General features: G+C 62.9%; 25 protein-coding genes and 1 pseudogene. 13 read left to right on the top strand and 13 right to left on the bottom strand.

Features of this window, described 5'->3' with window-relative positions; translation table 11 throughout:
* On the bottom strand, positions 1-705 hold the full coding sequence (locus BTHE68_RS22245) for a GntR family transcriptional regulator (protein WP_162068483.1): 705 nt from the start codon (positions 703-705) through the stop codon (positions 1-3).
* Positions 702-1619 (bottom strand): polysaccharide deacetylase family protein, encoded by a 918-nt coding sequence (locus tag BTHE68_RS22250; protein WP_162068484.1) that lies wholly within the window; start codon positions 1617-1619, stop codon positions 702-704. Before BTHE68_RS22250 ends, BTHE68_RS22245 begins: the two co-directional genes overlap by 4 nt.
* Before the next feature lie 272 nt (positions 1620-1891).
* Here BTHE68_RS22250 and BTHE68_RS22255 point away from each other — a divergent pair, with 272 nt between their 5' ends.
* Genes BTHE68_RS22255 through BTHE68_RS22270 form a run of 4 tightly spaced genes read left to right on the top strand, consistent with a single transcriptional unit; the run spans position 1892 to position 6103 of the window.
* A complete protein-coding gene (locus BTHE68_RS22255) occupies positions 1892-2947 on the top strand; it encodes an ABC transporter ATP-binding protein (RefSeq protein WP_162068485.1) in 1056 nt (351 codons plus the stop codon).
* Between the two features lie 37 nt (positions 2948-2984).
* Complete coding sequence (locus BTHE68_RS22260) at positions 2985-4274, top strand: ABC transporter substrate-binding protein (RefSeq protein ID WP_162068486.1); 1290 nt, start codon at positions 2985-2987, stop codon at positions 4272-4274.
* Between the two features lie 16 nt (positions 4275-4290).
* On the top strand, positions 4291-5205 hold the full coding sequence (locus BTHE68_RS22265) for an ABC transporter permease (protein WP_162068487.1): 915 nt from the start codon (positions 4291-4293) through the stop codon (positions 5203-5205).
* 1 nt (position 5206) lies between these two features.
* On the top strand, positions 5207-6103 hold the full coding sequence (locus BTHE68_RS22270) for an ABC transporter permease (RefSeq protein WP_162068488.1): 897 nt from the start codon (positions 5207-5209) through the stop codon (positions 6101-6103).
* Between the two features lie 5 nt (positions 6104-6108).
* Here the strand turns inward: BTHE68_RS22270 and BTHE68_RS22275 are convergent, their stop codons facing one another.
* From BTHE68_RS22275 to BTHE68_RS22295, 5 genes are all read right to left on the bottom strand, one after another.
* On the bottom strand, positions 6109-6801 hold the full coding sequence (locus tag BTHE68_RS22275; RefSeq protein WP_162068489.1) for a TetR family transcriptional regulator: 693 nt from the start codon (positions 6799-6801) through the stop codon (positions 6109-6111).
* Between the two features lie 62 nt (positions 6802-6863).
* Positions 6864-7781, bottom strand: a complete 918-nt coding sequence (locus tag BTHE68_RS22280) for an ABC transporter permease (RefSeq protein ID WP_162068490.1) — start codon at positions 7779-7781, stop codon at positions 6864-6866.
* Positions 7778-8896 (bottom strand): ABC transporter permease, encoded by a 1119-nt coding sequence (locus BTHE68_RS22285; RefSeq protein WP_162068491.1) that lies wholly within the window; start codon positions 8894-8896, stop codon positions 7778-7780. Before BTHE68_RS22285 ends, BTHE68_RS22280 begins: the two co-directional genes overlap by 4 nt.
* A complete protein-coding gene (locus tag BTHE68_RS22290) occupies positions 8893-10464 on the bottom strand; it encodes an ABC transporter ATP-binding protein (protein ID WP_162068492.1) in 1572 nt (523 codons plus the stop codon). Before BTHE68_RS22290 ends, BTHE68_RS22285 begins: the two co-directional genes overlap by 4 nt.
* Positions 10461-11486 carry a BMP family protein gene (locus BTHE68_RS22295; protein ID WP_162068493.1) on the bottom strand — a complete coding sequence of 342 codons (1026 nt, stop codon included), beginning with the start codon at positions 11484-11486 and terminating at the stop codon, positions 10461-10463. Before BTHE68_RS22295 ends, BTHE68_RS22290 begins: the two co-directional genes overlap by 4 nt.
* A gap of 196 nt (positions 11487-11682) precedes the next feature.
* On the opposite strand from BTHE68_RS22295, the gene BTHE68_RS22300 reads away from it, so the two are divergent.
* The 6 genes from BTHE68_RS22300 to BTHE68_RS22325 all read left to right on the top strand — a co-directional run bounded on the left by BTHE68_RS22300 (position 11683) and on the right by BTHE68_RS22325 (position 16633).
* A complete protein-coding gene (locus tag BTHE68_RS22300) occupies positions 11683-12489 on the top strand; it encodes a cysteine hydrolase family protein (RefSeq protein ID WP_162068494.1) in 807 nt (268 codons plus the stop codon).
* Positions 12486-13637, top strand: a complete 1152-nt coding sequence (locus tag BTHE68_RS22305; RefSeq protein ID WP_162068495.1) for an amidase — start codon at positions 12486-12488, stop codon at positions 13635-13637. The genes BTHE68_RS22300 and BTHE68_RS22305 overlap by 4 nt, the downstream gene beginning before the upstream one ends.
* Before the next feature lie 11 nt (positions 13638-13648).
* Positions 13649-13840 (top strand): AtzG-like protein, encoded by a 192-nt coding sequence (locus tag BTHE68_RS22310; RefSeq protein WP_162068496.1) that lies wholly within the window; start codon positions 13649-13651, stop codon positions 13838-13840.
* Positions 13837-15261, top strand: a complete 1425-nt coding sequence (locus tag BTHE68_RS22315) for an AtzE family amidohydrolase (RefSeq protein WP_162068497.1) — start codon at positions 13837-13839, stop codon at positions 15259-15261. The genes BTHE68_RS22310 and BTHE68_RS22315 overlap by 4 nt, the downstream gene beginning before the upstream one ends.
* Positions 15258-15638, top strand: a complete 381-nt coding sequence (gene hpxZ, locus BTHE68_RS22320; protein ID WP_162068498.1) for an oxalurate catabolism protein HpxZ — start codon at positions 15258-15260, stop codon at positions 15636-15638. The genes BTHE68_RS22315 and hpxZ overlap by 4 nt, the downstream gene beginning before the upstream one ends.
* Positions 15639-16180: 542 nt before the next feature.
* The gene (locus BTHE68_RS22325; protein WP_162068499.1) at positions 16181-16633 is read left to right on the top strand and encodes a winged helix-turn-helix transcriptional regulator; all 453 of its coding nucleotides are present in this window, start codon (positions 16181-16183) and stop codon (positions 16631-16633) included.
* A 76-nt stretch (positions 16634-16709) separates the two neighbouring features.
* Here BTHE68_RS22325 and BTHE68_RS36940 read toward each other — a convergent pair.
* The 3 genes and pseudogenes from BTHE68_RS36940 to BTHE68_RS22335 form a co-directional block, all read right to left on the bottom strand.
* Positions 16710-16850: pseudogene (locus BTHE68_RS36940) on the bottom strand (glucose 1-dehydrogenase); the annotation flags it as partial.
* A complete protein-coding gene (locus BTHE68_RS36735) occupies positions 16811-17032 on the bottom strand; it encodes an SDR family NAD(P)-dependent oxidoreductase (protein WP_225936357.1) in 222 nt (73 codons plus the stop codon). The gene BTHE68_RS36735 and the pseudogene BTHE68_RS36940, both read right to left, overlap by 40 nt.
* A gap of 80 nt (positions 17033-17112) precedes the next feature.
* Positions 17113-18309, bottom strand: coding sequence for an MFS transporter (locus tag BTHE68_RS22335; RefSeq protein WP_162068500.1), 1197 nt, complete (start codon positions 18307-18309; stop codon positions 17113-17115).
* Positions 18310-18648: 339 nt separating this feature from the next.
* Between BTHE68_RS22335 and BTHE68_RS22340 the strand changes: the two genes are divergently transcribed.
* Positions 18649-19479, top strand: a complete 831-nt coding sequence (locus tag BTHE68_RS22340) for an enoyl-CoA hydratase/isomerase family protein (RefSeq protein ID WP_162068501.1) — start codon at positions 18649-18651, stop codon at positions 19477-19479.
* A gap of 183 nt (positions 19480-19662) precedes the next feature.
* Here BTHE68_RS22340 and BTHE68_RS22345 read toward each other — a convergent pair whose 3' ends face one another.
* Positions 19663-20436, bottom strand: a complete 774-nt coding sequence (locus tag BTHE68_RS22345; protein WP_162068502.1) for an SDR family NAD(P)-dependent oxidoreductase — start codon at positions 20434-20436, stop codon at positions 19663-19665.
* Between the two features lie 183 nt (positions 20437-20619).
* Positions 20620-21420 (bottom strand): SDR family NAD(P)-dependent oxidoreductase, encoded by an 801-nt coding sequence (locus tag BTHE68_RS22350; protein WP_162068503.1) that lies wholly within the window; start codon positions 21418-21420, stop codon positions 20620-20622.
* A gap of 111 nt (positions 21421-21531) precedes the next feature.
* Here BTHE68_RS22350 and BTHE68_RS22355 point away from each other — a divergent pair, with 111 nt between their 5' ends.
* Entirely contained in the window at positions 21532-22089 is a 558-nt protein-coding gene (locus tag BTHE68_RS22355) for a MarR family winged helix-turn-helix transcriptional regulator (protein WP_162068504.1), read from the top strand.
* 384 nt (positions 22090-22473) lie between these two features.
* The gene (locus tag BTHE68_RS22360) at positions 22474-23025 is read left to right on the top strand and encodes a TolB-like translocation protein (protein WP_162068505.1); all 552 of its coding nucleotides are present in this window, start codon (positions 22474-22476) and stop codon (positions 23023-23025) included.
* 160 nt (positions 23026-23185) lie between these two features.
* Here BTHE68_RS22360 and BTHE68_RS22365 read toward each other — a convergent pair whose 3' ends face one another.
* Entirely contained in the window at positions 23186-23470 is a 285-nt protein-coding gene (locus tag BTHE68_RS22365) for a hypothetical protein (RefSeq protein ID WP_162068506.1), read from the bottom strand.
* Between the last annotated feature and the right edge of the window lie 257 nt (positions 23471-23727).

Below are 23727 nucleotides of genomic sequence, written 5' to 3' on the forward strand. Positions count from 1 at the left end.
TCACTCCATTGCGGTTCGTTGCGCGGGTTCGATGCCGAGCAGATGCGCGAGCCCGTTTTCGCCCGGCATGCGCGATGTCTCGATGCGCGCCTCCAGGCTGTGCAGATGCGCCATCATGTGCGCGATCGCGCCCGCAGCATCGCGCGCTTCGATACTATCGAGTATGACAGTGTGCTCGTCGTGCTCGCACGGCGCGTTGCCGACCGGCTCGTAAGCGCCGACGATCAGCGAGCAGCGAGAGATCAGTTCGCTGAGATAGTGTTCGAGGATTGCATTGCCCGCGAGCGCCGCGATACGCAGATGAAACGCGCTCGCAAGCCGCGCCCACGATGGCTGATCGAAGCGATGCATCGCCAGGTGTTCCTCATCGAGCTGTCCGCGCAACGCGGCGATATCGGCGGCGCTCGCGCGCTCCGACGCGAGTTCGACGAGCGCGCGCTCGACCGCACGCCGCGCCTCGAAGATCGCGCGCGTCTCCTCGCGGGTCGGCTGCGCGATCACCGCGCCCTTGTTCGGACGCAGCACGACGATGCCGTCGTACGCGAGCTTTTCGAGCGCGCGCCGCACGACCGCGCGACCCACGCCGAAAACCGCGCATAACTCGGGCTCGGGCAGCTTCGTGCCGGGCGTGAGCCTGCGATTCAGCACGCCTTCGAAGATCGACCGATAGATGCGCGCGTCCGCGCTCTCCTTTCCGCTGTTCATGCGGCCTGCACCGGCACGGGCACGGCTTCGTCGGCATGACGCGCGATCGCGCCGGGCGTCGTCAGCCAGATGTCCTCGCGCGCCGCCGCGATATGCGCGAGCGCACGCCGCAAATGCCGCAACCGATACGGTTGCCCGACGATATACGGATGCAGCGCAATGCCCATCACGAGCGCCTGCGGCGTGCGCGCGCGCAGCGTCTGTTCGAGCATCTCGTCGAACTGATCGATGATCATGTCCGCGAAGTCGCGCATGTCCATGTGACGCGCCATGATCATCGGCAGGTCGTTCAGTTCCTGCGGATAGGGAATCGACCAGAGCGGGCCGCCGCGCGTGTTCATGCGCACGGGCCGGTCGTCGTGACACCAGTTGAGCGTGTAACGGAAACCCGTCTCGGCGAGCAGGTCCGGCGTGCGATGCGACTCGGAGATCCACGGCGAGAGCCATCCCGAAGGCGCTGCGCCGGAACGTTCGAGCATGCGCGCGCGGCAGTGCGCGAGCAGCGCGCGTTCGCCGTCTTCATCGAGGTCGCTCTGACGCTGCGCGTTCGTGTGACCGTGCGCGATGAGTTCGTCGCCACGCGCGGCGCATGCTTCGACGAGCTCGGGACAGTGATCGTAGAGCGAGGTATTGATGAGCGTTCCCGCGGGCAGGTCGAGTGCATCGAACAGTTCGATGCAGCGCCACGCGCCCACGCGATTGCCGTACTCACGCCAGCTGTAGTTGAGCACGTCGGGTTGCGGCGACAGCGGCCCGAGCGCCGCGCCCAGCCCTTCGCCGAATGCGAAGTGTTCGAGGTTGAAACCGAGATAGACCGCGAGGCCCGCGCCGTTCGGCCAGCGATAAGCATCGCTTTCGTGGATCGGGCGATAGTCGAAGCGTCCATGCGTCTTCAACGGATCGAAGTCGTTCATTGTCGAATGTGATGAACCGGTTTGGTTAGGCCATGCCCCATGGCGGACGTGATCCGCACCTCGATTGCACACGTCAGGCGCTTGCAGATGTTTACGATCGAGGTCCGCGATCGTGTGCAATATGCGCGCCAATTCGTCGGCGCCTGCTGTCAGCGTGTCGTGCAGCGTTACTCATCGCGCGCCTCGAATGCGCGGCCGGGCACGAATGGCATACGTCTTGCAAAGGCTTGCCCGCTGTATTCAATGAGCCTCCTCAACAAGGACAAGCCTTCATGGTTCAACCGGCATCCACAGTGGTTCGAGCGAGCCCGGCCGATATCGAGCTCGTGCATGTGTCGAAGCGCTATGGCGATGCGCTCGCCGTCGACGCCATCGATCTGCGCATTCCCGGCGGAGCGTATTGCTGTCTGCTCGGTCCCTCCGGCTGCGGCAAGACGTCGACGCTGCGCATGATCGCGGGCCACGAGTGGGTGTCCGAAGGCGATGTGCTGATCGGCGGGCGCAATGTCACGCGCGAGCAGCCGGTCGCGCGCGGCACGGCCATGGTGTTCCAGAGCTACGCGCTCTTCCCGCATCTCTCGGCGCTCGACAACGTCGCGTTCAGCCTCAAGGTGCGCGGCGTCGCGAAGGAAGCGCGCAGGAAGCGCGCGGGCGAACTGCTCGAACTTGTCGCGATGTCGTCCTACGCGAACCGCAAGCCTGCGCAGCTTTCGGGTGGACAGCAGCAGCGCGTCGCGCTTGCGCGCGCCCTGCTCAACGAGCCGCGCTGCCTGCTGCTCGACGAGCCGCTCTCCGCGCTCGATCCGTTCCTGCGCGTGCAGATGCGCGCCGAACTCAAGCGCTGGCAGAAGGAACTTGGCATCACCTTTGTGCACGTCACGCATTCGCAGGAGGAAGCGATGGCGCTCGCGGATCTCGTCGTCGTGATGAGTCACGGTCATATCGAGCAGAGCGGCACGCCTTTCGACGTATTCAATCGGCCGCACACGGAATTCGTAGCGCGCTTTCTGGGCGGCCATAACGTGCTCGGTTCGAACGGACGGCTTTTCACGGTGCGGGCGGATCATCTGCGCATTGCGCCGCAGGGCGTCGCGCCCGGCACGAGCGCCGGCGACAGCGGTCTTCTGCGCATCGGCGGACTCGCTTGCACGGTGCGCGAAGCCGAGTATCAGGGCACGCATCTGCGCATGACGCTCGATCCGCTCGACGGCTCTCCCGAACTCGTCTCGATGATCAGCGACGCCGACTACGACGCGCAACGCGCCGGCCCCGGCGCGCGCGTGACGGTGTGGTGGGACGAACAGAACGCGCATCCGCTCGCCGCGTGAGATCAGGCATTCACAACTTCAAATTCGAGGAGAGTCCATGAACGACGAACAAGCCAACGCACGCGATGCAGACACCACGAACGCAGGCATGTCACGCCGCACCTTCATCAAGGGCGCGGTGGCGGCGGCGGGCATCGCCGGGTTTCCCTATGTGCACGCGCAGGAGAAAATCACGCTGCGCTATCTCGGCACGGCGGTGAACCAGAGCGCGGAGATCGCGAAGAAGTTCAAGGAAGATACGGGCATCGAGATTCAATACATTCCCGTCACGACCGACGATGTGACCAAGCGCATCATCACGCAGCCGAATTCCTTCGATATCGTCGACACCGAATACTTCTCCCTCAAGAAGCTGATTCCCGCCGGCACGCTCGCGGGCATGGACGCGAAGCGCATCAAGCTCGCTGACAAGATCACGCCCGTATTGACCAAAGGAGAAGTGAACGGCAAGAAGATCGGCGATCAGGGCACGGCGCCCAAGAAGGTGATGTTCCTCAAGGGCGCACGCTCGACCGAATTCAGCACGACGCCCACCGAATGGATGACGCTCATCCCCACGACCTACAACGCGGACACGCTCGGCATCCGCCCGGATCTGATCTCGCGGCCCGTGACGACATGGGCCGACCTGCTCAACCCGCAATTCAAGGGGAAGGCGGCGCTGCTCAACATTCCGGCCATCGGCATCATGGATGCGGCCATGGCGATCGAGGCGGCGGGTCAGGTCAAGTACGGCGACAAGGGCAACATGACGAAGGCGGAGATCGACCAGACCATCAAGGTGCTGATCGAAGCGAAGCGCGCCGGACAGTTCCGCGCGTTCTGGCGCGACTTCAACGAGAGCGTGAACCTGATGGCCTCGGGCGAAGTGGTGATCCAGTCGATGTGGTCGCCCGCCGTCACCAAGGTCCGCACGATGGGCATCGCGTGCAAGTTCCAGCCGCTCAAGGAAGGTTATCGCTCGTGGGCCTCGGGCTTCGGCTTTCCACGCTCGCTGCAGGGCAGGAAGCTGGACGCCGCGTATGAATTCGTCAACTGGTTCCAGGACGGCTGGGCGGGCGCGTATCTGATGCGCCAGGGTTATTACCCCGGCGTGACCGAAACGGCCAAGTCGCACATGCAGGCTTACGAGTGGGACTACTGGATGGAAGGCAAGCCCGCCGCGCAGGACATCAAGGCGCCCGACGGCCAGTTGCTGGAGAAGGCGGGCACCGTGCGCGACGGCGGCTCGTACGACCAGCGCATGGGGGCGATCGCCTGCTGGAACGCGGTGATGGACGAGAACATCTACATGGTCCAGAAATGGAACGAGTTCATCGCCGCATAAGGGAGCGCCGCTCACGATGGCTTCGGTCGAATATCTCCAGCAGGCGAAGCAAACGCCGGTGCGTCACCGTCGCGTGAGCGCGTGGCTGCAAGCGACGCCCCTCACGCTGACCTTCCTGTTGTTCTTCATACTGCCGCTCGTGATCACGCTGATCGTGAGCTTCTGGGACTTCAACGAATATCAGATCATCCCGGCCTTCACCCTGAAGAACTATGCGGCGATATTCGACGGCTGCGGTTCGTTCACGGACGTCTGCGTAACCTTCAAGACCTACTGGTCGACACTCAGGTTCTGCGCGATCGTGTGGGTCGTGACGCTCGTGCTCGGCTTCACGACCGCGTACTTCCTCGCCTTTCATGTGCGAACGACCGCGATGCAGACCGTGCTGTTTCTCGTCTGCACGATTCCGTTCTGGACCTCGAACGTGATCCGCATGATCTCGTGGATTCCGCTTCTCGGGCGCAACGGACTGGTGAATCAGGCGCTGCTGTCCGCGCATCTCGTCGACCGGCCGATCGAATGGCTGCTGTACTCGAACTTCTCGGTCGTGCTCGCGTTCGTGCATCTCTACACGTTCTTCATGATCGTGCCGATCTTCAACGCGATGATGCGTATCGACCGTGCGCTGCTCGAAGCGGCGCGCGACGCCGGCGCCAGCGGCTGGCAGGTGATCCGCGACGTGGTGCTGCCGCTATCGAAGACGGGCATCGTGATTGGCTCGATCTTCGTCGTCACCATCGTGATGGGCGACTTTCTCACCGTCGGCGTGATGGGCGGACAGCAAATTGCCTCGGTGGGCAAGATCATTCAGGTGCAGACCGGCTATCTGCAGTTTCCCGCCGCGGCGGCCAACGCGATCATCCTGCTCGCCGTCGTGCTGATGATCGTATGGGCGCTGACGCGCGTCGTCGATATCAGAAAGGAGTTGTGACATGGCGGGTGCAATCGCGCATCGGGAACATCGGCCCGCGAGCTTCTACTGGCTCGCGCTCCTCTTCGGGCTGTTCGTGCTGTTCCTGTACGGGCCGGTCATCACGATCTTCATTCTGTCGTTTCAGGGTCCGGAAGGCGGGCTCACGTTTCCGATGCGCGGCGTCTCGCTGCACTGGTTCTCCGCCTTGCGCGACGGCGTCGGCGATATCGACATCTGGGCCGCGTTCGGACGCTCCGTCAAGCTCGCGCTCGCAGTGACGGTGCTGACCGTGCTGTTCTCACTGAGCGCGGGCCTTGCGTTCAGGCGGCGCTTTCGCGGCGATACCGCGGTGTTCTATGTTTCCGTGGCGAGCCTCATCATGCCGTCTATCATCGTGTCGCTCGGTATTGGCCTCACCTTTCGCCTGCTCGACACGCTGATCAAATATCTGTCGAACGAATGGGGCTTCCAGTCGTTCGCGGATAGCTGGACCACGTCGATGGGACTCTTCACCTCGGCGCTCGGCGCGCATCTCACGTGGACGCTGCCGTTCGGCCTGCTCGTGATGTTCGCGGTCTTCAACCGTTTCAATCCGGCGTACGAGGAAGCGGCGCGCGATCTCGGCGCTTCGCCGTGGCAGTCGTTCAAACATGTGGTGCTGCCGATCATCGGGCCTTCCGTGATCGGCGTCGGCATGTTCGGCTTCACGCTTTCGTGGGATGAAATCGCGCGAACCTCGCAGGCGATAGGCGATCAGAACACGCTGCCGCTCGAATTGCAGGGCTTGACGACCTCGGTGACGACGCCCGTCATCTACGCACTCGGCACGGTGACGACGCTGATGTCGCTTGCGGTGATGTTCGGCGGTCTGCTGATCGTGAGATCGATCGCGCGGAGGAGGAAGGTGGTTCGCTGAGGCGTTTACGTCAGTTCGAGCACCCGCTCTCCCGCGAGAAACGCACGCACGAGTTCATGCGCCTGCGCCTTGTGCGCGGATTGCCATGAAGGCGCGAGCATGTCGGTATCGAACATCCGCGAGATCGTGTACGCGTTCGACTTGTGAAAATAGGCGAGGCTCACGAGCGTCACATACAGATGCAGCGGATCGATGCCGCGCCGCACGGTGCCCGCCGTCTCGCCGCGCCGGATCAGCGTGCGCAGCTTGTCGAGCACGGGCGATGACATCGCCTGAATCACTTTCGAGCGCTTCAGAAAGCGTGCACGATTCAGATTCTCCCACGACAGCAGGCACAGCAATTCCGGATGCGCCGCGAAATGGCCTTCGGTGAAATCGTAGAGCTGGAGAATGCCGGCCGCGGGATCGACGGTCCGCACGTCGAGCGTCACGGCGAGTTCCGCTTCGCGCAACCGCGCGAGCACATGTTCGAGCACTTCGACATACAGCGCTTCCTTGCCGCCGAAATAGTGATAGATCATGCGGATGTTCACCTTCGCGCGGTTCGCGATCGTCTCGACGCGCGCGCCGCTGAAGCCCTTGTCGGCGAACTCCCTGATGGCGATCCTGAAGATGCGCTCGCGCGTTTTGGCGGCAAGCTGCTGGCGGCGCGTGGGCTCGTCTTTCTGGTTCTTCGCGGGAACGGCGGTACGTGGCATGAATTCGATCGATGAGTTGAACACAGCGCGACGAAACACGATGGTACTCCGTCGCGCCGCCGCTAGCGTTTGAACGGCTGCGTGAGCGCGGGCGGCGCGGTCTGCCGGCCGATCAGGCCCGCTACCGCCACCAGCGCGAGCAGGTACGGCAGCATGATGAGCAGCGCCGTCGGCACGTGCAGGCCGAACATCGGCAATTGAAACTGCATCGCGGTTGCCGCGCCGAACAGCAGGCACGCAAGCGCCGTGCGTCCGATCTTCCAGTTGCCGAAGATGATCGCCGCGATCGCGAGATAGCCCGTCCCGTTGGTCATGCCTTCGGTGAACGTGTGAATGTCGCCGATGGAAATGAAGCAGCCCGCCGCCGCCGACATCACGCCCGAGAACAACACCGCGCCGTAGCGGATGCGCGCAACGGGCAGGCCCGACTGATCGACCGCGCGCGGCGCGACGCCCGTTGCATGCAGCGCAACGCCGAGCGCCGTGCGGCGCATGACGACCGAGGTGGCGAGCAAGACCGCAAGCCCCGCATACAGCAACCAGACCTGCCCGAATACGGGCTCGCCGACCAGCGGCAATTGTCCGAGCACGGGCGGCGACCAGTGCGCGAGTCCCGGGATCGCGGCGCTCGATCGTTCACCGAAGATCTCGCGATAAGCGAGCGTCGTGCCGCCGAGCGCGAGAATGTTGATGCCGATGCCCGTCACGATCTGGTTCGCGCGCAAGGTCACGCTCAGGAACGCCTGCAGCAGCGCGAGCGGAATCACGCCGAGCATGCCGCACAGCAGGCCGATCGACGGGCTGCCGGTGAGCCATGAGAACGTCGCGCCGAGAAACGCGCCGGTGAGCATCATGCCTTCGACGCTCATGTTGAGCACGCCCGCGCGCTCGCTCACGAGCTCGCCGGTTGCGGCAAGCATCATCGGCGCGCAGAGACGAATGGATGCGCCCGCGAAGACCGCCAGAAGTTCGAGATTCATCGCCGTGCTTCTCCCCGGTCGAGCCACAACGCGCCGCCCGCGAGCGCGATCGTGACGATGCCCTGCACGATCAGCACGAGCGCCGAAGGCACTTGCGCGACCATCTCCATGTTGATGCCGCCCGAGCGTAGAAAGCCGAACAGCAGCGCCGCGGCGAACACGCCGGTGATCGATCCGCGCGCGAGCAGGCCGACCACGAGCCCGTCGAAGCCATAGCCCGACGAGAAACCCGCCTTGAGCGAGTATTGATCGCCTTGCAGCATCAGCGCGCCGGCGAGTCCGCTGAACGCGCCCGCGAGCGCGAGCGCACCGACCAGCGACGACGCGATCGGCAAGCCCGCGCGTTTCGCCGCGATGGCGTTCAGCCCGGCGGCACGCAGCGCGAGACCGAAGCGGGTGCGCGTGAGCAGGATCGCGGATGCAACCGCGAGCACGATCGTCACCGGCAAGCCGATGTTCAGGCTCATGCCGCTCGCGGCGAGGATCGCGGGCAGCTTGGTCGGATCGGGAATTTCAAGCGATTCGGGCAGAGTGGCGCCGGTCGTCATCGGCTGGCGCAGCAGGGCTTCGCTCTGCACGCACCAGTAGAGCAGCCATACCGCGATGAACGAAAGCAGCAACGTGCTGATGACTTCGTTGGTGCCGGCCTTCGCCTTCAGCACGCCGGGCACGCCACCCCAGATCGCGCCCGCCGCAGCCGCGCACAGCATCGGCACGATGAACGCCAGGCCGAAGGGCAGATGCGCGCAACCGCCGTAGAGACTCATCGCGGTCGCAACGATGCCGCCGATCGCGAGTTGCCCTTCCCCGCCGACGTTCGTGAGCTTCGCGCGGTTCGCGATCACGAAGCCCGTGCCGACGAGCGCGAACGCGAGGCTGCGATTGATCGACGCGCCGATCGCGTACGGCGAGCCCCATGCGCCATCGGCGAACGCGGCGAGCGCATCGGCGATGGAAACGTGCATCAGCGCGATCAACGCGAGCGCGGCGAATATCGCGAAAGCGACGGCCGCCGCGATCACGCATGCCACCCGCAATTGCGGCCAGCGCGCGCGCCAGCTCTGCGTACCAGGCGTGGACGCGAGCGGTGTTTGCAGCTTCATGTGGGGATTCATGCTGTCTCTCCTGCGCCCGCCATCCACGCGCCGATGCGTCCGCGATTGCCCGCTTCGGGCGTGCACGTGCCCATGATGCGGCCGCGATACAGCACGACGATGCGATCGGCGACGCTCATCAGCTCGTCGAGTTCGGAGGAAATAAGCAGAACGCCCACGCCGCGATCGCGCGCCGCGCGGATGTGCGAATACACGGCGGCGACCGCGCCGACGTCGAGACCGCGCGTCGGCTGCGCGGCGAGCAGAAAAATCAGCGGATCGAGCGTCAGTTCGCGCGCGAGCACCGCCTTTTGCTGATTGCCGCCCGAAAGGCCGCCGAACAGCGCATCGGGGCCGCTGGCGCGCACGTCGAAGCGCTGCATCAGTTCCAGCGCGGCGCTGCGCATCGCGCGGCGATTCAAGAAGCCTCCGCGCGTATAGCGATCGAGATGATTGAGCAGCAGATTGTCGGCGAGACTCATGCCGGTGACGCAGCCCACCGCGTGACGATCCTCCGGCACGATGCCCACGCCCGCGTGCGTCAGTTCGCGCGGACTCGCCTGAGTCATGTCGCGGCCCGCAATGAAAAATCTCCCCGCCGATGCGTTCGACATGCCCGCGAGCACCGCGCCCAGTTCGCTCTGACCATTGCCCTCCACACCCGCAATGCCGACGATCTCCCCGCGATTCACGACGAGCGTGCAGTCCGCGAGCCGTGTCACGCCTTCGGCATCGCGCGCGCTCAGGCCATCGATTTGCAGGACTTCGTCCTGCAGCGGGCGCGAATACGGCGAGGCGCTCTTGACGAGCGAGAGCCGCGCGGCGAGATCGTCGGGCGTGTCGTCGCCTTCGCGATGGATCATCGCGTGGACGAGCCTGTCGATCTCCGTCGCGGGCGATGCCGAGCGCGCCACCACGCGCCCCGATTGCAGCACGGTCGCATGCGTGGCGATGCGGCTGATCTCCTTGAGCTTGTGCGTGACGAGCACCACGGCGCAGCCGCGTCTCGCCACGCGTTCGCATGTATCGAGCAGCGCATCGATCTCGGCGGGCAACAGCACGGCCGTGGGTTCGTCGAGCAGCAGCAGACGCGGCTCGCGCATCAGGCACTTCACGATCTCCACGCGCTGCCGCTCGCCGACCGACAGATCCGCGACCTTCGCATCGAGCGCCAGTTCGAGCCCGACGCTCGCGAGCACATCGCCCACACGCTGCGTCTCGCGCGGACGATTCAGCCATCCGCGCGCCTGCCCGAGCAGCAGATTGTCGAGCACGCTGGCATCATCGACGAGACTGAAATGCTGATGCACCATCGCGATGCCGTGCGCGAGCGCCTCGCGCGGATTGCGCGGACGGTAGGGCGCGCCGTTCACGCGCATGGCACCGGAATCCGGCTGATGCACGCCGAAGATCACGTTGCACAGCGTCGACTTGCCCGCGCCGTTTTCGCCGAGCAGGCAATGCACGTCGCCCGGCATCAGGTCGAGCGAGACGCCATCGAGCGCGGTGAACGTGCCGAAGCGCTTGCCGATATCATGCAGCGAGAGAATCGGCGCGGCTTCGGGCAGCGGAGAAGGAAGCGCGCTCATCCCTCTGACACCTTGATCTTGCCGCTCAGGATGTCGTCTTCGATCTGCTTGAGCTTCGCGTCCATCGCGGGCGTCGACTTGCAGACGACCATGCCCGACGCCTTCGGTCCCATCGCGAGGCCGAACGCCTTGTATCCCGGCTGCCACTGCCCCTTCTCGAGTTGCTCGATCGCGTATTGCGCCTGATAACCCACGCCCGTGATGCTGTACGCGATATACAGCGGATCGCTTCCGCAACGGTCCGTATAGCTGCCGATGACGTGCGTATTCTTTTCCTTCGCCGCCTGTTCGAGCCCGCGCAGGCCGAGGTTCAGGATGTGATAGTGAACGTCGGCGCCTTGCGCGATGGCCGCGGCGGTCGCTTCGCGCGACTTCGAGACGTTGTCGAAGTCGCCGGTATAGCTCTCGAAGTACTTCACCTTCGGATTCACGTAGCGCGCGCCGTTGCCGAACTCCTTGCCCGCGTTGACGATCGACGGAATCTCCATGCCGCCGACATAACTCACCGCGCCGTTCTTCGACAGCATCGCGGCGGCCGCGCCCGCGACGAACGCGATCTCGGCCTGCTTCACGTCGTAGCCCGCGACGTTCGGCGGCATGTTTTCGCCCTTGTTGCCGCCGACGACCGAGAACTTCACGTTCGGAAAGCGCTTCGCGATCTTGAGCACGGCCGCCTGCGTCTGTCCGCCGATGCCGATCACGAGCTGGTTCTTCGTCGCGAGATTCGTGAGCGCCTGCTCCATGTCCGCATAGTTGATGTTCTCGATGATCTGGGTCTTGAGCTTCGGCCCGAACTCCTTCTGCGCCGCGACGACGCCGTCGTAGCCCGATTCCATCCAGCCCTTGTCCGTCTTCGAGCCCGGAATCAGCACGCCGACGCGCATCGCGTCATCGGCGGCGTAGGCATCGGAGAGAAAGAACGCGGGCACGGCAAGCGCGATGACACCCGCCGTCACGACGACGCGGTGCACGAGACGGCGGCGCAATTTCTCGCGCGATGCTTGTTGCAGGCTGAACATCACTGGCACTCCTTTTGCGTTGACTTTCGGTAAGTAGGTTATTCATGACTGAAATGCACATTGCAACTTCGATGCCAATGTGCGTGCCGCTCGATGAAGGACCGCTTGCCCATGTTGTCAGGAACACTCACGTTTAACGCCGCCGCGCTGCGCTTTCGACCCAGCCCGCCGGCACCGATCCCACGCTTCGGAGAACCCGATGGAGCACGCATCAAACCCAAGCCAGACGATGCCTGGCGGCCCGCTGGGGGCTTTCGCGCAGACCCGCTGGCATGCCACCGGCGCGCTCGTCGACATGGCCGTACAGGCGCCCGCGCCGCGCATCGCGATACTCGATGCGGAACCGCAGAAGGTGCGCTTCGACATCGAAAAATCGGCGCTCGTGATCATCGACATGCAGAACGACTTCTGCACCAAAGGCGGGTGGGTGGACCACATCGGGGGCGATTACAGTGCGGACCGCGCACCGATTGCACCATTGCAATGCCTCCTGCCGCTCGCGCGTGAGAGCGGCGTGCCGGTGATCTGGGTGAACTGGGGCAACCGCCCCGACCTCGCCAACATGCCGCCGAACCAGCTGCATCTCTACAAGCCGAAAGGCACGGGCATCGGGCTCGGCGAACCGCTGCCGGAGCACGGCGCGCGCGTGCTCGAAAAGGACTCGTGGGCGGCGGCGGTCGTCGACGAACTAGAGATCGAGCCGCAGGACATCTGCGTGGACAAGTACCGTATCAGCGGCTTCTGGGACACGCCGCTCGACAGCATTCTGCGCAATCTCGGCGCGCGCACGCTTTTCTTCGCGGGCGTGAACACCGATCAGTGCGTGATGAACACGCTCACCGACGCCAACTTCCTCGGCTACGGCTGCGTGATGCTGACCGATTGCTGCGCGACGTCGTCACCCGCGTTCTGCACGGAAGCGAGCATCTGGAACGTGAAGAAGTGCTATGGCTTCGTGGCGGATTCACTGCAATTCGCCGACGCGTTGAAAGGAGCAGCACGATGAGCGCCTTCGTTCCCGGTCCGCGCCTGCGCATCGAGGCGAGCGCGCATGGCCCGCTCGACGGCTTGCGTTTCGCCGTCAAGGACCTGATCGATGTAGCCGGCGTCACGACGGGCGGCGGCAATCCCGACTGGCTCGCCACGCACGCGCCCGCCGCGCATCACGCGCCTTGTGTCGCGAAGCTGCTCGCTGCGGGCGCGTCGGTGGACGGCAAGACCATCACCGATGAACTCGCCTACAGCCTCGAAGGCGTGAACGCGCATTACGGCACGCCGTTGAATCCCCGCTGGCCGCATGCGTTGCCGGGCGGATCGTCGAGCGGGTCGGCTTCGGCGGTCGCAAGCGGCGAGGTCGACTTCGCGCTCGGCACCGATACCGGCGGCTCGGTGCGCGTGCCCGCCGCTTTCTGCGGGCTATGGGGCATTCGCACGACGCACGATCACGCTGCACTCGAAGGCGTGCTGCCCTTCGCGCCCTGCTTCGATACCGTGGGCTGGTTCGCGCGTTCGGGCGAGTTGCTCGCGCGCGTCGCCGATGTATTGCTCGATGACGTCGCGGCGCTCGACGCGCCCGCATCGCTCGTGCTCTTCAAGGAAGCCTTCGATACACGTGCCGAGCGCGAGCCGGACGATGCGCGACGCCTGCGCGAACTGTCGATGGCGCATGACGAGATCGAGATCTTTTCAGGTGATCGTGCACGCTGGCTGCACGTGTATCAGCAATTGCAGGACGATGCCATTCGCGCCTCGCTGGGCGCATGGATCGATGCCCACGCACCGCGCTTCGGCGCGGACATCGCCACGCGTTTTGCGCGGATGAAGTCGCTCGACGACGCGGAAGTCGAACGCTGCCGCATCCTGCGCACGACGCTTGCCGCGCGTGTCGAAAGCATCGTGAATCAGGCGCTCATCGTGTTGCCGACGACGCCGCGCGCGCTGCTCGCCATCGATGAATCGCCCGAAGGCATCGGTGTGTTTTACCGCGATGCGCTCACGATGAACTCGGTCGCCGCGTTCGCTGGCCTGCCGCAGGTCACGGTGCCGGTCGCGAATGAAGCCGGCGGGCCGCTCGCGTTGTCGTTCATCGGTCCGCGCGGGAGTGATCGCGCGTTGATCGCGCGTGTCCGTCAACTCTTCCCCACTCTTTCGTGAGCATGAACGCCATGTCCTCTTCTTCCGACGCCGCGCTCGACGCCTATGCCGACGCCGCGCTCGCGCTGCATTTCCCGGCACTTTCAGATGAAGCCGCCGCGCGCGTGAAAGCGCAGTTCGCGCGCATCGCGCAGCTTGCCGCGCCCGTGCTCGCCTATTGCGTCGATGCGAGCGACGAACCTGCACCGGTGTATCGCCCATGACCGCACACGATCGTTTTCCGGATGACGCGCTGGCCATCGCACGCGCCTATGCCGATGGCGCATTCAGCGCACGCGCACTGATCGAAGCGACGCTCGCGCGGATCGATGCACACGATGCGCAAGTCAACGCGTTCACGGCCGTTACGCGCGAACGTGCGCTCATCGCAGCCGACGCGCTCGATGCTCAGCGCGCGCGAGGCGACAGCTTGCCGCCGCTGGCGGGCGTGCCATTTGCCGCGAAAAATCTCTTCGATATCGAAGGCATCGCGACGATCGCCGGATCGCGCGTGCTCGCGAACGCACCGCCCGCCACGCACGATGCGACGCTCGTCGCGCGCCTCGTCGCACAGGGCGCGATTCTCGTCGGTGCGCTGAACATGGACGAATTCGCGTATGGCTTCACCACCGAGAACCTTCACGCGGGGCCGTGCCGCAATCCGCACGATTTGACGCGTTCGGCGGGCGGGTCGTCGGGAGGCAGCGCGGCGGCGGTCGCGGCGGGCTTCGTGCCCGTCACGCTCGGCACCGACACGAACGGTTCGGTGCGCGTGCCCGCATCGCTGTGCGGCGTGTTCGGCGTGAAGCCGACCTATGGACGCCTGTCGCGGCACGGCACGTATCCGTTCGTCGCGAGCCTCGATCACATGGGCGCGTTCGCCCGCAGTGTCGACGATCTTGCCGCCATCTACGATGCCTTGCAGTGCGCTGATTCGCTCGATCCGGCGTGCGCGCAGCGCGATTTCGAACCGGCGAACCCGCAGCACGGCGCATTGCGCGTGGCACGCCTGGGCGGCTATTTCGACGATCACGCGAATGACGATGCCCGCGCAGCATCGCTTGCGGCGGCCGAGGCGCTGGGCGCGTCGCAGACAGTTCTCTATCCCGATGCCGACGCGGCGCGCGGCGCGGCGTTTCTCATCACGGCAGCGGAAGGCGGCCAGTTGCACATGGAGAATCTGCGTGCGCGTTACGACGAACGCGAACCGCTGTCGCGCGACCGGCTGATTGCGGGCGCGCTTTTGCCGGCCGCGTGGATCGTGCAGGCGCAGCGCGTGCGCGCGGCTTTGCGAATGCGCGTGCTCGAACTGTTCGAACGCTACGACGTGCTCGTCGCGCCCGCCACGCCGATGGTCGCGCCGCGTATCGGCGACGAGTTCATGGACATCAACGGTGAGCGGCTCGCCGTGCGGCCCAATCTCGGCTTGCTGACGCAGCCGGTGTCGTGCCTCGGCCTGCCGGTCGTCGCCGTGCCAATGCCCACGCAGAGCGGCCTGCCGATCGCCGTGCAACTGATCGCGCCGCCGTGGCGCGAGGATCTGGCGTTCGAAGCCGCGCGCAGACTCGAAGCGGCGCAGGTCGCGCATTGTCCGCCGCCGCCATCGTTCGACGACGCATTGCTTTCTTCAGGAGCGGATGCATGATCGAGATCAATCGTCCGGCCGTGCTCGCCGAAGTCGACGCGGCCTTCGACGCCTACGAGCACGCGCTCGTCACCAACGACGTCGCCGTGCTCGATATGCTTTTTCTGGACTCACCGCACACGCTGCGCTACGGCGCAACCGAAAACCTCTACGGCTACGACGCGATTCGCGCGTTTCGCTCCGCGCGGCCCGGCCAGGGCCTCGCGCGCACGATCACGGCGCGCGTCGTGACGACATACGGCGATGCTTTCGCTGTCGCCAATATCGAGTTCCGGCGCGATGGCGAACCGCGCATCGGCAGACAGAGCCAGACGTGGGTGAAGATGCCGGACGGCTGGCGGGTGGTAAGCGCGCATGTGAGCTGGATGGGTGCGTAGACGGGGTGTACGTTGACAACGTGCGCTGGTGGCTTTGATGAGATTTTGCGTGAGCGATTCGCGGGTTGTTCGGTTACCGTCGACCCAATTCGGTCAAGAGGCGCCACTGCGTTGAGCGGCTGCTTATGTCGGGATATCAGCCATGCGCATCGTCGTGTCTTGGTCGCGACAAACCGCACGACGATGATCGCGGCGCCCGGCGCTGAAGACCAGCCGCTTAGATTTCAGGCTCTTAGCAGGTCGATTGCTTTCGTGACGTGTACACGCATACTCTGCCGCATTGCAAGCGCGGGGTTGAATACCCTTTGGCTGCGATATGCAGCGCTCACTCCCATGGCCAAATACACACGTTCACCGATCGCCCGAGGCCGTGAAACAGAACGATTTTCGCGGGCGCTACGAGTATCTGGTTGTGTAATGGGAAACGCCTGCCTCTCTTTTGGCGAAGCGCTCGAACGAGCGCATCGGAAGCTCCTATGCGATTGGTTTCGTTATTAAACCATATGTGCTATGCTGGGCAGGTTACGCGAAGGCAGTCAGCTATGAAACGCAAAAGCTTCGAAGGAAATCTTTGTGCGATTGCCAGGGCGCTCGACTCGATCGGCGACTGGTGGTCGTTACTCATCATCCGCGACGCAACCGCCGGCATCGGCCGGTTCAGTGAGTTCCAGCGCAGTCTTGGCATCCCCAAGAATATCCTGTCAGGTCGCCTGAAGTCGATGGTCGAGCAGGGCATCATGGAAATCGTGCCCGCGTCCGATGGCAGCGCATACCAGGAATATACGCTGACCGAAAAGGGCGAAGCACTATTGCCCGTTCTCGTGGCCCTTGGCCAATGGGGCGGCGAGTATCTTTACGAGTCTAAAGAACTGGGCTCGCTTCCGCTGGACGCGAAGAAGAAGCGCCCCCTCAAGAAACTCGAATTGCGCTCGGAAGACGGCCGCCTGCTACAACCGAAGGATGTGTTGGTGTCGCGCGTGATTACGATGAACTAGATGCCGGCGATCATTGTCTGACCTTAGCCTGAGCAGCACGACGAAGCCGTTGCGCAGGGCGCGCAACAGGCGCGCATCAGAAGCTCTCTTTGAATGGACGCAGATCGATTTCCTGAGTCCACGCAGTCGGATGTTGCAGATGCAGTTGCCAATACGTTTCCGCAATGGCGTCGATGTTCAGCAATCCATCCGGCCCTCGGTGTGCGACCGCATCGGGACGCAGGTTCCGACAACAGGCGTGCCATTGCCTTCGCCAAGACTCTTGACCACCCGCTCGAGCTTCTCGATCGTCCGACCGCCCACGAGGACGTGAAAACCCCCACGAGCGAAGCGGCGGGCCACTGCGGCACCTAAGCCCTCCTCCGATCCCACGCCCACCACAACTGCAGTCGGTTGCATGCTTCTCTCCTTTTACCCTCGTACGTCAACGCGCGCCCCAAACGAAGCGGTCGAACGGTAGCAATCTGTCAAACCAGGTATTACGCTGCGGTAACAGTCTGCTGGTTCATGCGGCCGATGATGTACACCATCAGCACCGCCAGGGCCAGAATCAGCGCCCCAAGCCACATCGAGCTATGCAGCCCCGCATAGTTGACTGCGATACCACCCGCCAGCGAGCCGAGCCCGATCGACAACTGAAACACACTCGTGTTCATCGCCTGCGCGGCTTCGGGCGCATGCAGCGTCGCGTTGTACAACCACAGCTGGGTGCCGACCGGCGCCATTCCCCACGACACCGCCCACACCAGCAGCGCCAAGCCAGCAAACAACGGGCTGGCGGCAAACGCCGCGATAGCCGCCAGCGACAGCACGAAGATCCAGACTGTTGCGACTACGGTGTTGTGCAAATTACGACCAGCGAAGGCGCCCCCTACGAAGTTTCCAACGACTGTCGCAACGCCATAGGCAAACAGGAGAATGCTCACGATCGCGGTACTGAGGTGCGTGATTTGCTCCAGATAAGGGGTGACGAAGGTATAACCTGCGTATTGACCGGCCACAATAAAAATGACAGTCAGGAAGATTCCGCGAACCTTGGGATCCTTCAGCAAACCGAAGAAATCGCGCACGTTCACACCGTGCTTCATCTTGAGCGACGGCAGAAAGACAAGCTGCAACGCGAAGCAAACGATCGCGAGCACGCTGGCACCCATAAATCCGTCGCGCCAGTCAGCATGAGCACTGATGTACGAACCGGCCGGCACTGCGATGACCGAGCCGATCGATATGCCTGCGAACACGATTGACGAAGCCGCATGCACTTTTTCCGGTGGGACAAGCTTCGCCGCAGCAGTAATCGAGATCGCCCAAAATCCGCCGACCCCGATGCCCAGGATCACGCGCGCGATCAGCAAAGTTGCAAAGGTCTCTGCCTTCCATGACAGCACGCTGGAGATGATGAGCAGTGCCGTGAGCCCGAGCAGCACCCGCTTGCGATCGGCCCGGCCGATCGCAATGGCAGTGACTGGTGCGGCGATGAAACCAAGAATTGCGGTCGCGGTAACAGCAAGACCGGCTGTTCCTTCGGTTACGCCTAGGTCGCGACAGATGCCCGGCAACAAGCCGACGGGCAAAAACTCGGTGACGACCAGCGACAGTGCGCCGAGCGCGACGGCCAGCACACCGGGCCACGAATAGGTCGAATCACGACTGGGGTCTTTCTGTTGAGTGGGCATTGCGAATTTCCTGAACGCTTGCGATATGGGATCGATGTCGAGCGCCACATCGATGGTTCAGCGCGGGCCCGACCTGAAACATGTCAGCGTGATGGTAGCCATTCTAGTAGTTTTATGCAACCAATATTCATGAGACATTTTGGACGGAAGTGACGGACATGACTGTTGCCAGATCCAGTCTGTTCAGCGAACAGCCTTAAGCAACAGCCATCGAGTCGCCCATACATTTTGGTTGCATTAACGAACCAGAATCGATAAGCTACTCACGTGGTTTCATAAAGAAACCAGATTTGGCGAATCCATCGCCGACGTTGCCCAACCCGAATCCTGGAGAACCTCATGGCTTCTACTCAGAACCGACTCACGATCAAGGCGGAAACCTCTGCCTACTGGCGCATCATCATCGAGAACCCTCCGATCAATCTGTACGATCCGGAAATGTTCGCGGAGCTGAATGTCTTGATGGACAAGATCGAAGCCGATCGCGAGTTGAAGGTCGTCGTGTTCGAAAGCGCCAACCCCGACTACTTCGTGGCGCACTACGATCTCGAACGCGGCGAAGTCGTCCCCGAACAACCGGGTGCCGCTGAATTCAGCGCATGGCCGAAGTTCGTCACGCGCCTCGCGCAATCACGCGTAGTCAGCGTGGCCAAGCTTCGCGGTCGTGCCCGCGGCCACGGCTCTGAACTGGCGCTGGCCTGCGACATGCGTTTCGCGTCGAAGGAAAAAGCCGTGCTCGCACAGGTCGAGGTCGGCGTTGCTGTGGTCCCGGGCGGCGGCGCGACAGAATGGCTTGCCGCGCTTGCTGGCCGGTCGCGCGCGCTGGAGATCATTTGCGGCGCTGACGATTTCGATGCCGACACCGCCGAAAAGTACGGCTGGGTGAATCGTTCGATCCCTGATGTGGAATTGGACGCCTTTGTCGACAATTTCGCCCGCCGCGTCGCTAGCTTCGAAAAGCGCGCCCTGGAACTCGCGAAGAAGCTCGTCAACGCGCGCGCGGGTGTTCCGACCGAGGCGGATCGCTGGTCGTCGAACCAGGCTTTTATTGGCACGACTTCGTGGCCGGAAACGCAAGCGTTAATTGGCAAGATGTATGAGAAGGGTTTGCAGCAGGATGGCGACTTTGAACTGCGCCTCGGTCACCACGTGGGTCACGTTGCGCGATAAACCGCGTCACGCCCCGGATCGGCAAGGTGGCGTCGTTATCGTGACGGCGTCGCCCGGGCTTTCAGGGCCGCGGGAAGCAGGCTCACGAAGGGCCTGCACACAGCAAGTTTGAGTGGTCGGCGAGAGATCAGGTCGGTCTTTCGCCAGCGCGGCGATCAGGTCATATCGCAAATACATCACCAATCAGGCGCGGTAGATCGGCGCCCCCTGAGGAGCGCCCGTCGCGCCACCATCCAGCACAATCTCCTGCGCGGTGATGTTGGACGATGCGCTCGACGCCAGAAAGAGCACTGCGTCGGCAACTTCATCCGGCTCACCAAGGCGGTTCAGCGGAATCTTCTGCTTGAGTTTTGCTTCGAGCGAATGCATTGCGTCCTGTGACGTTGCCACGACATCCCAGATGGGTGTGCGAGTGGCGCCCGGCGTCACCTGATTCACCCGAATACCCTTAGGGGCCAATTCGGCCGCCATGACACGGGTGAGTGAGCGAACAGCGCCCTTCGCTGCGGCATAGGCAGACCAGCCCGGCACTCCTTGCACAGCATGCACCGACCCATTCAAGATCACCGACGCGCCTGTCTTGAGGTGCGGAATACACGCCTGCACGGTGAAGAAAACACTGGTCAGGTTCGTGGCAATCAAGGCCTGGAACACGGCTGGCGTCGTCCCGCCCAACGGCGTCATCCCTGCCGCACCGGCGTTCACGAATACGATGTCGACCGCACCTAAATCCTTTGCGATCTGACTAACGACAGGCTCGATGGCTGCTGCGTCGCTTACGTCGAGCTCGTACGTCGACAGATGCTCGCCCAGTTCGCTTCTCGCCTGTGCAAGCGTCGATGCATTCCTGCCGGTTATAGCGACCTTCGCACCCTCGGCAATAAACCGGCGAGCCGTAGCCAAGCCGATCCCGCTATTGCCACCGGTGATCAAGGCGACTTTTCCATGGAGCGTCATCGATATCCTCTTTTGCAGAAAGCCAGTTCGTCCCATCATCCACATGAATACGGGCAGCAGATATGGACAGGTGGACTGCCTGGTCTGGCGGCAACATGGTCTCGTAACGAGTCACTGCCATTCGCAATCTTTCGGCAGATCCTCGCGAATGCTTACGCGAACAGGATCTGCCGTCAGTATCGGTCAAGCCTTCCGATAGCGCGGTGCAGGCGTACCCGTCTGCGTCGCCGCGAACAACGCGGCGCGCGCCGCATCGTACTTCGCCCACAGGCTTTCGTCGGCGACCGACGGCCAGGTGACCGCTTCTCCGTTGTCGAGACCGGCCAGCGCCGCGTCGACCATGTCTTCCGCGCTCATCACGGTCTCTGGTCGAAGCGCGGACAGCGGCACGCCGGATACGCCTTCCGACCAGATTTCAGTCGCGGTCGACGCGGGGAGCACAACCTGCACCTTCACGCCAGTCTTCGCCAGTTCATCCTGAAGACCGCGCGTAAAAGCCAGCACATAAGCCTTCGTACCGCTATAAACCGAGCTCACCGGCAACGAGTGGACAGCCAGCACCGAAGCGATGTTGATGATCACCCCGTCGTTGCGCGACAGAAATCCAGGCAGCACGGCGTGTGTGAGTCGCGTCAGCGACGTAATGTTCAGCGCCACCTGCGACGACGAATCGTTCAACGACGACTGCGCGAGCGGGCGCAGCCGGGCGAAGCCCGCATTGTTGACGAGCACATGCACGCTGGCATCGTTCGCAAGCACCGCTTCGACACTGGCGATGTCCGCGTCCATCTCGAGGTCGGCGACAAGAACCTGAACTTTGGCGCCGTGCGTCTCGGACAGCTTGCTCGACAACGCGGCGAGGCGGTCGGCACGCCGCGCGACCAGGATGAGGTCGTAGCCGCGCGCGGCCAGACGGTCAGCATAGACAGCGCCGATACCCGAGGATGCGCCGGTCACGACGGCGGTTTTCCTGGAAGTGGACATGCATTTCTCCGCTAAATTAAGTTGAGGGCTCAATTATTTGATTGAGGGCTCAAGTTTATAGCGATATCATTGGTACTTGTCAACGGTGCTGTACTCAACCATCCTTACGTCATGGGAAAGAAACGTGATGAAACGGCTGCCTCCGCAGTCGGCGTGGGCCGAGCGCCGCGCGAAGAGAGGAGCCTTTTTGAGGATCTGGTGTGCACCAATACGTCGCTCAGGCGCGCGGCACGGCGCCTCGGTAATCTGTATGACGATGCGCTTGCGCCGTTAGGCCTGAAGGCAACGCAGGTTGGGTTATTGGCGGATATCGAACGGCTCGCGGCTGCTCGTGACCGTCAATGGCCCACCTTGCAGGATCTCGCGGGCAAGCTCGCGATCCAGATTTCGGCTGTGACGCATGCACTGCGGCCGCTGATCCGGGATGGTCTGGTGGAATTGCGCACGGATGAGCAAGACAGACGGACCAAGCGCGCCGTTTTGACGGACGTTGGCACGGCCCGCCTGCACGAATCCGTCGCCTATTGGGCAAAGGCAAACCAGCGCGTAGAACAGATATTGGGCCGCGATTCGGCTGCCAGCTTGCGCTCGCTCGCCGATCACGTGGCGTCGGATGCGTTCCTCGACGCGTATAACGATGGCCAGACTCGAATTGACAGGCGCTCCTAGTCACGCTCGTCCGCGAGTCGACGGCAAGGGTCGAGGTTGCGTGCTATCAGCCCAAAATCGACAAGACGTCAATTTGAGCGACTCCAGTGACCGTACTGGCCTTAAAACGGTCGTACGTTGCTGGCTGCCGAATGTCGCAAACTGGCCGGTCACTGCCTGACGGCGGCCGTCCACCCGAACCCATGCGGGCCATCTATGTGGAGGCAGACACCATCAGAATCATGGGGCGCTCCAGTTCTTCGACCAATTGCGGCATCTCCTCTATCTGTCCGGGTGTTGGAGCAAACTCCTCAACCCGGCGAATTTCGAAGCCCGTGTCGATCAGCGCATTCAACGTCGTACCAAGCGTTCTGTGGTACTTCAGAACGCCCTCAACAAACCAGTTTGTTCGACGTTCACCATGTGTCCAGGAAGATCGTTACAGCAGCGCATTCGGCGCAACCTGAGAACGAGCTATCTGGCATCAACTCACTTACGTTTTCGCCGGATGGCTCGACGCTCTATTTCAACACGGCAGCGTGGGCGACATCGAAAGCGATTCATGCCGTTTCGGTTCAAGGCGGTCGCGAGCGGTTTGTTACAAACGGCAATGGCTTTGCGGTTGTCCAGCACGGTAAACACGCGGGCTACCTAGTGACGAGCCAGCACCGATACATGGAAGGCCATGGATCATGGAATCCATACGTCTTGGTGAGCCCGGAAGGCAAGGAAATCAAGGTGCTAGGGGAGTTCGGCGACGACAAATCGCGCGCCGTCGGATGGCCACGACCTTTTTTAGATCTCCGTTTGTTCGGAAATCTCGAGCGCATCGTCGACCTCTATGCCGAGCGCACGGAAGTTCGGGCCGAGTCGCCGTGTATGCTCGGCGCTCGGACTGCGACCTTCGGGGACCGTACAGGTCCGGTAATCCGCCTCAGTCCACTCGCGGACAGCTGAGCGTCAGGCTTGCCGCTGACAGCGGGCCGTCGGATGCTCCTGACCAGCGTCGCTGATGAGTGAAGTCCTTCGGGGCGTCACTTCAATCGTCGATCCATCGACGTTTCGTTACTCGCAGCGGCCCATTGATTTGAATGTGACAATCCGTGCTTAACGGTCGTCAGTTGCAACCGTGGCTGTTGGCGGTCCGGTAGCAGGTTTGTCCGCCGGGGCCGTGAACCACGCCTTTGCCGTTCTTCGTCTGAGCTTCTCCGCCCCGGTTGGTTTGCGTCGTATGCACACCATTCTGGTTCGTCTGTGACGTCCAGCCCGTACCTGTGTTCCGGTTATAGCCGCCGGCCGTCTGTCCGTTGCCGCAGACCGTCTCGCCACGGGCGTTCGTCGCACATTCTGCAAACGCATTCGTGGAAAGCATTACGCATGCCAGTAGTATTAATTTCTTCATGGACATTCTCCTCCAAGGGCTGCGGCAGTTGATGTACTCGCCGCGCCAATTGAGGCTTCGCCTCGGGCGCTGGCCAGTATCGCGAACTGGCGGCATTGGATATCAGTTTAGGTCTTACAGGACCAGTTTTCTCCCTTAAATAGCATTCAGTCCGGCGAATTCGGGGCGACCGGCAGGCGATGCGATCGAACTGCACTGCGCAGGAGCTTTGCGGGTTCATCAGTGGTTTTGCACCCCTAAAATTGATATCCGACGAA

This window comes from Burkholderia sp. THE68 (genome assembly GCF_009938265.1).
Taxonomy (GTDB): Bacteria; Pseudomonadota; Gammaproteobacteria; order Burkholderiales; family Burkholderiaceae; genus Caballeronia.

Excerpts from the sequence above, each read along its gene's own strand:
- BTHE68_RS22365 (WP_162068506.1), bottom strand. The coding sequence starts at position 23,470 with ATGAAGAAATTAATACTACTGGCATGCGTAATGCTTTCCACGAATGCG.
- BTHE68_RS22340 (WP_162068501.1), top strand. The coding sequence starts at position 18,649 with ATGGCTTCTACTCAGAACCGACTCACGATCAAGGCGGAAACCTCTGCC.
- BTHE68_RS22335 (WP_162068500.1), bottom strand. The coding sequence starts at position 18,309 with ATGCCCACTCAACAGAAAGACCCCAGTCGTGATTCGACCTATTCGTGG.
- BTHE68_RS22245 (WP_162068483.1), bottom strand. The coding sequence starts at position 705 with ATGAACAGCGGAAAGGAGAGCGCGGACGCGCGCATCTATCGGTCGATC.
- BTHE68_RS22265 (WP_162068487.1), top strand. The coding sequence starts at position 4,291 with ATGGCTTCGGTCGAATATCTCCAGCAGGCGAAGCAAACGCCGGTGCGT.
- BTHE68_RS22310 (WP_162068496.1), top strand. The coding sequence starts at position 13,649 with ATGTCCTCTTCTTCCGACGCCGCGCTCGACGCCTATGCCGACGCCGCG.
- BTHE68_RS36735 (WP_225936357.1), bottom strand. The coding sequence starts at position 17,032 with ATGCAACCGACTGCAGTTGTGGTGGGCGTGGGATCGGAGGAGGGCTTA.
- BTHE68_RS22260 (WP_162068486.1), top strand. The coding sequence starts at position 2,985 with ATGAACGACGAACAAGCCAACGCACGCGATGCAGACACCACGAACGCA.
- hpxZ (WP_162068498.1), top strand. The coding sequence starts at position 15,258 with ATGATCGAGATCAATCGTCCGGCCGTGCTCGCCGAAGTCGACGCGGCC.
- BTHE68_RS22250 (WP_162068484.1), bottom strand. The coding sequence starts at position 1,619 with ATGAACGACTTCGATCCGTTGAAGACGCATGGACGCTTCGACTATCGC.
- BTHE68_RS22350 (WP_162068503.1), bottom strand. The coding sequence starts at position 21,420 with ATGTCCACTTCCAGGAAAACCGCCGTCGTGACCGGCGCATCCTCGGGT.
- BTHE68_RS22275 (WP_162068489.1), bottom strand. The coding sequence starts at position 6,801 with ATGCCACGTACCGCCGTTCCCGCGAAGAACCAGAAAGACGAGCCCACG.
- BTHE68_RS22345 (WP_162068502.1), bottom strand. The coding sequence starts at position 20,436 with ATGACGCTCCATGGAAAAGTCGCCTTGATCACCGGTGGCAATAGCGGG.
- BTHE68_RS22325 (WP_162068499.1), top strand. The coding sequence starts at position 16,181 with ATGAAACGCAAAAGCTTCGAAGGAAATCTTTGTGCGATTGCCAGGGCG.
- BTHE68_RS22305 (WP_162068495.1), top strand. The coding sequence starts at position 12,486 with ATGAGCGCCTTCGTTCCCGGTCCGCGCCTGCGCATCGAGGCGAGCGCG.
- BTHE68_RS22290 (WP_162068492.1), bottom strand. The coding sequence starts at position 10,464 with ATGAGCGCGCTTCCTTCTCCGCTGCCCGAAGCCGCGCCGATTCTCTCG.
- BTHE68_RS22315 (WP_162068497.1), top strand. The coding sequence starts at position 13,837 with ATGACCGCACACGATCGTTTTCCGGATGACGCGCTGGCCATCGCACGC.
- BTHE68_RS22300 (WP_162068494.1), top strand. The coding sequence starts at position 11,683 with ATGGAGCACGCATCAAACCCAAGCCAGACGATGCCTGGCGGCCCGCTG.
- BTHE68_RS22270 (WP_162068488.1), top strand. The coding sequence starts at position 5,207 with ATGGCGGGTGCAATCGCGCATCGGGAACATCGGCCCGCGAGCTTCTAC.
- BTHE68_RS22285 (WP_162068491.1), bottom strand. The coding sequence starts at position 8,896 with ATGAATCCCCACATGAAGCTGCAAACACCGCTCGCGTCCACGCCTGGT.
- BTHE68_RS22280 (WP_162068490.1), bottom strand. The coding sequence starts at position 7,781 with ATGAATCTCGAACTTCTGGCGGTCTTCGCGGGCGCATCCATTCGTCTC.
- BTHE68_RS22355 (WP_162068504.1), top strand. The coding sequence starts at position 21,532 with ATGGGAAAGAAACGTGATGAAACGGCTGCCTCCGCAGTCGGCGTGGGC.
- BTHE68_RS22255 (WP_162068485.1), top strand. The coding sequence starts at position 1,892 with ATGGTTCAACCGGCATCCACAGTGGTTCGAGCGAGCCCGGCCGATATC.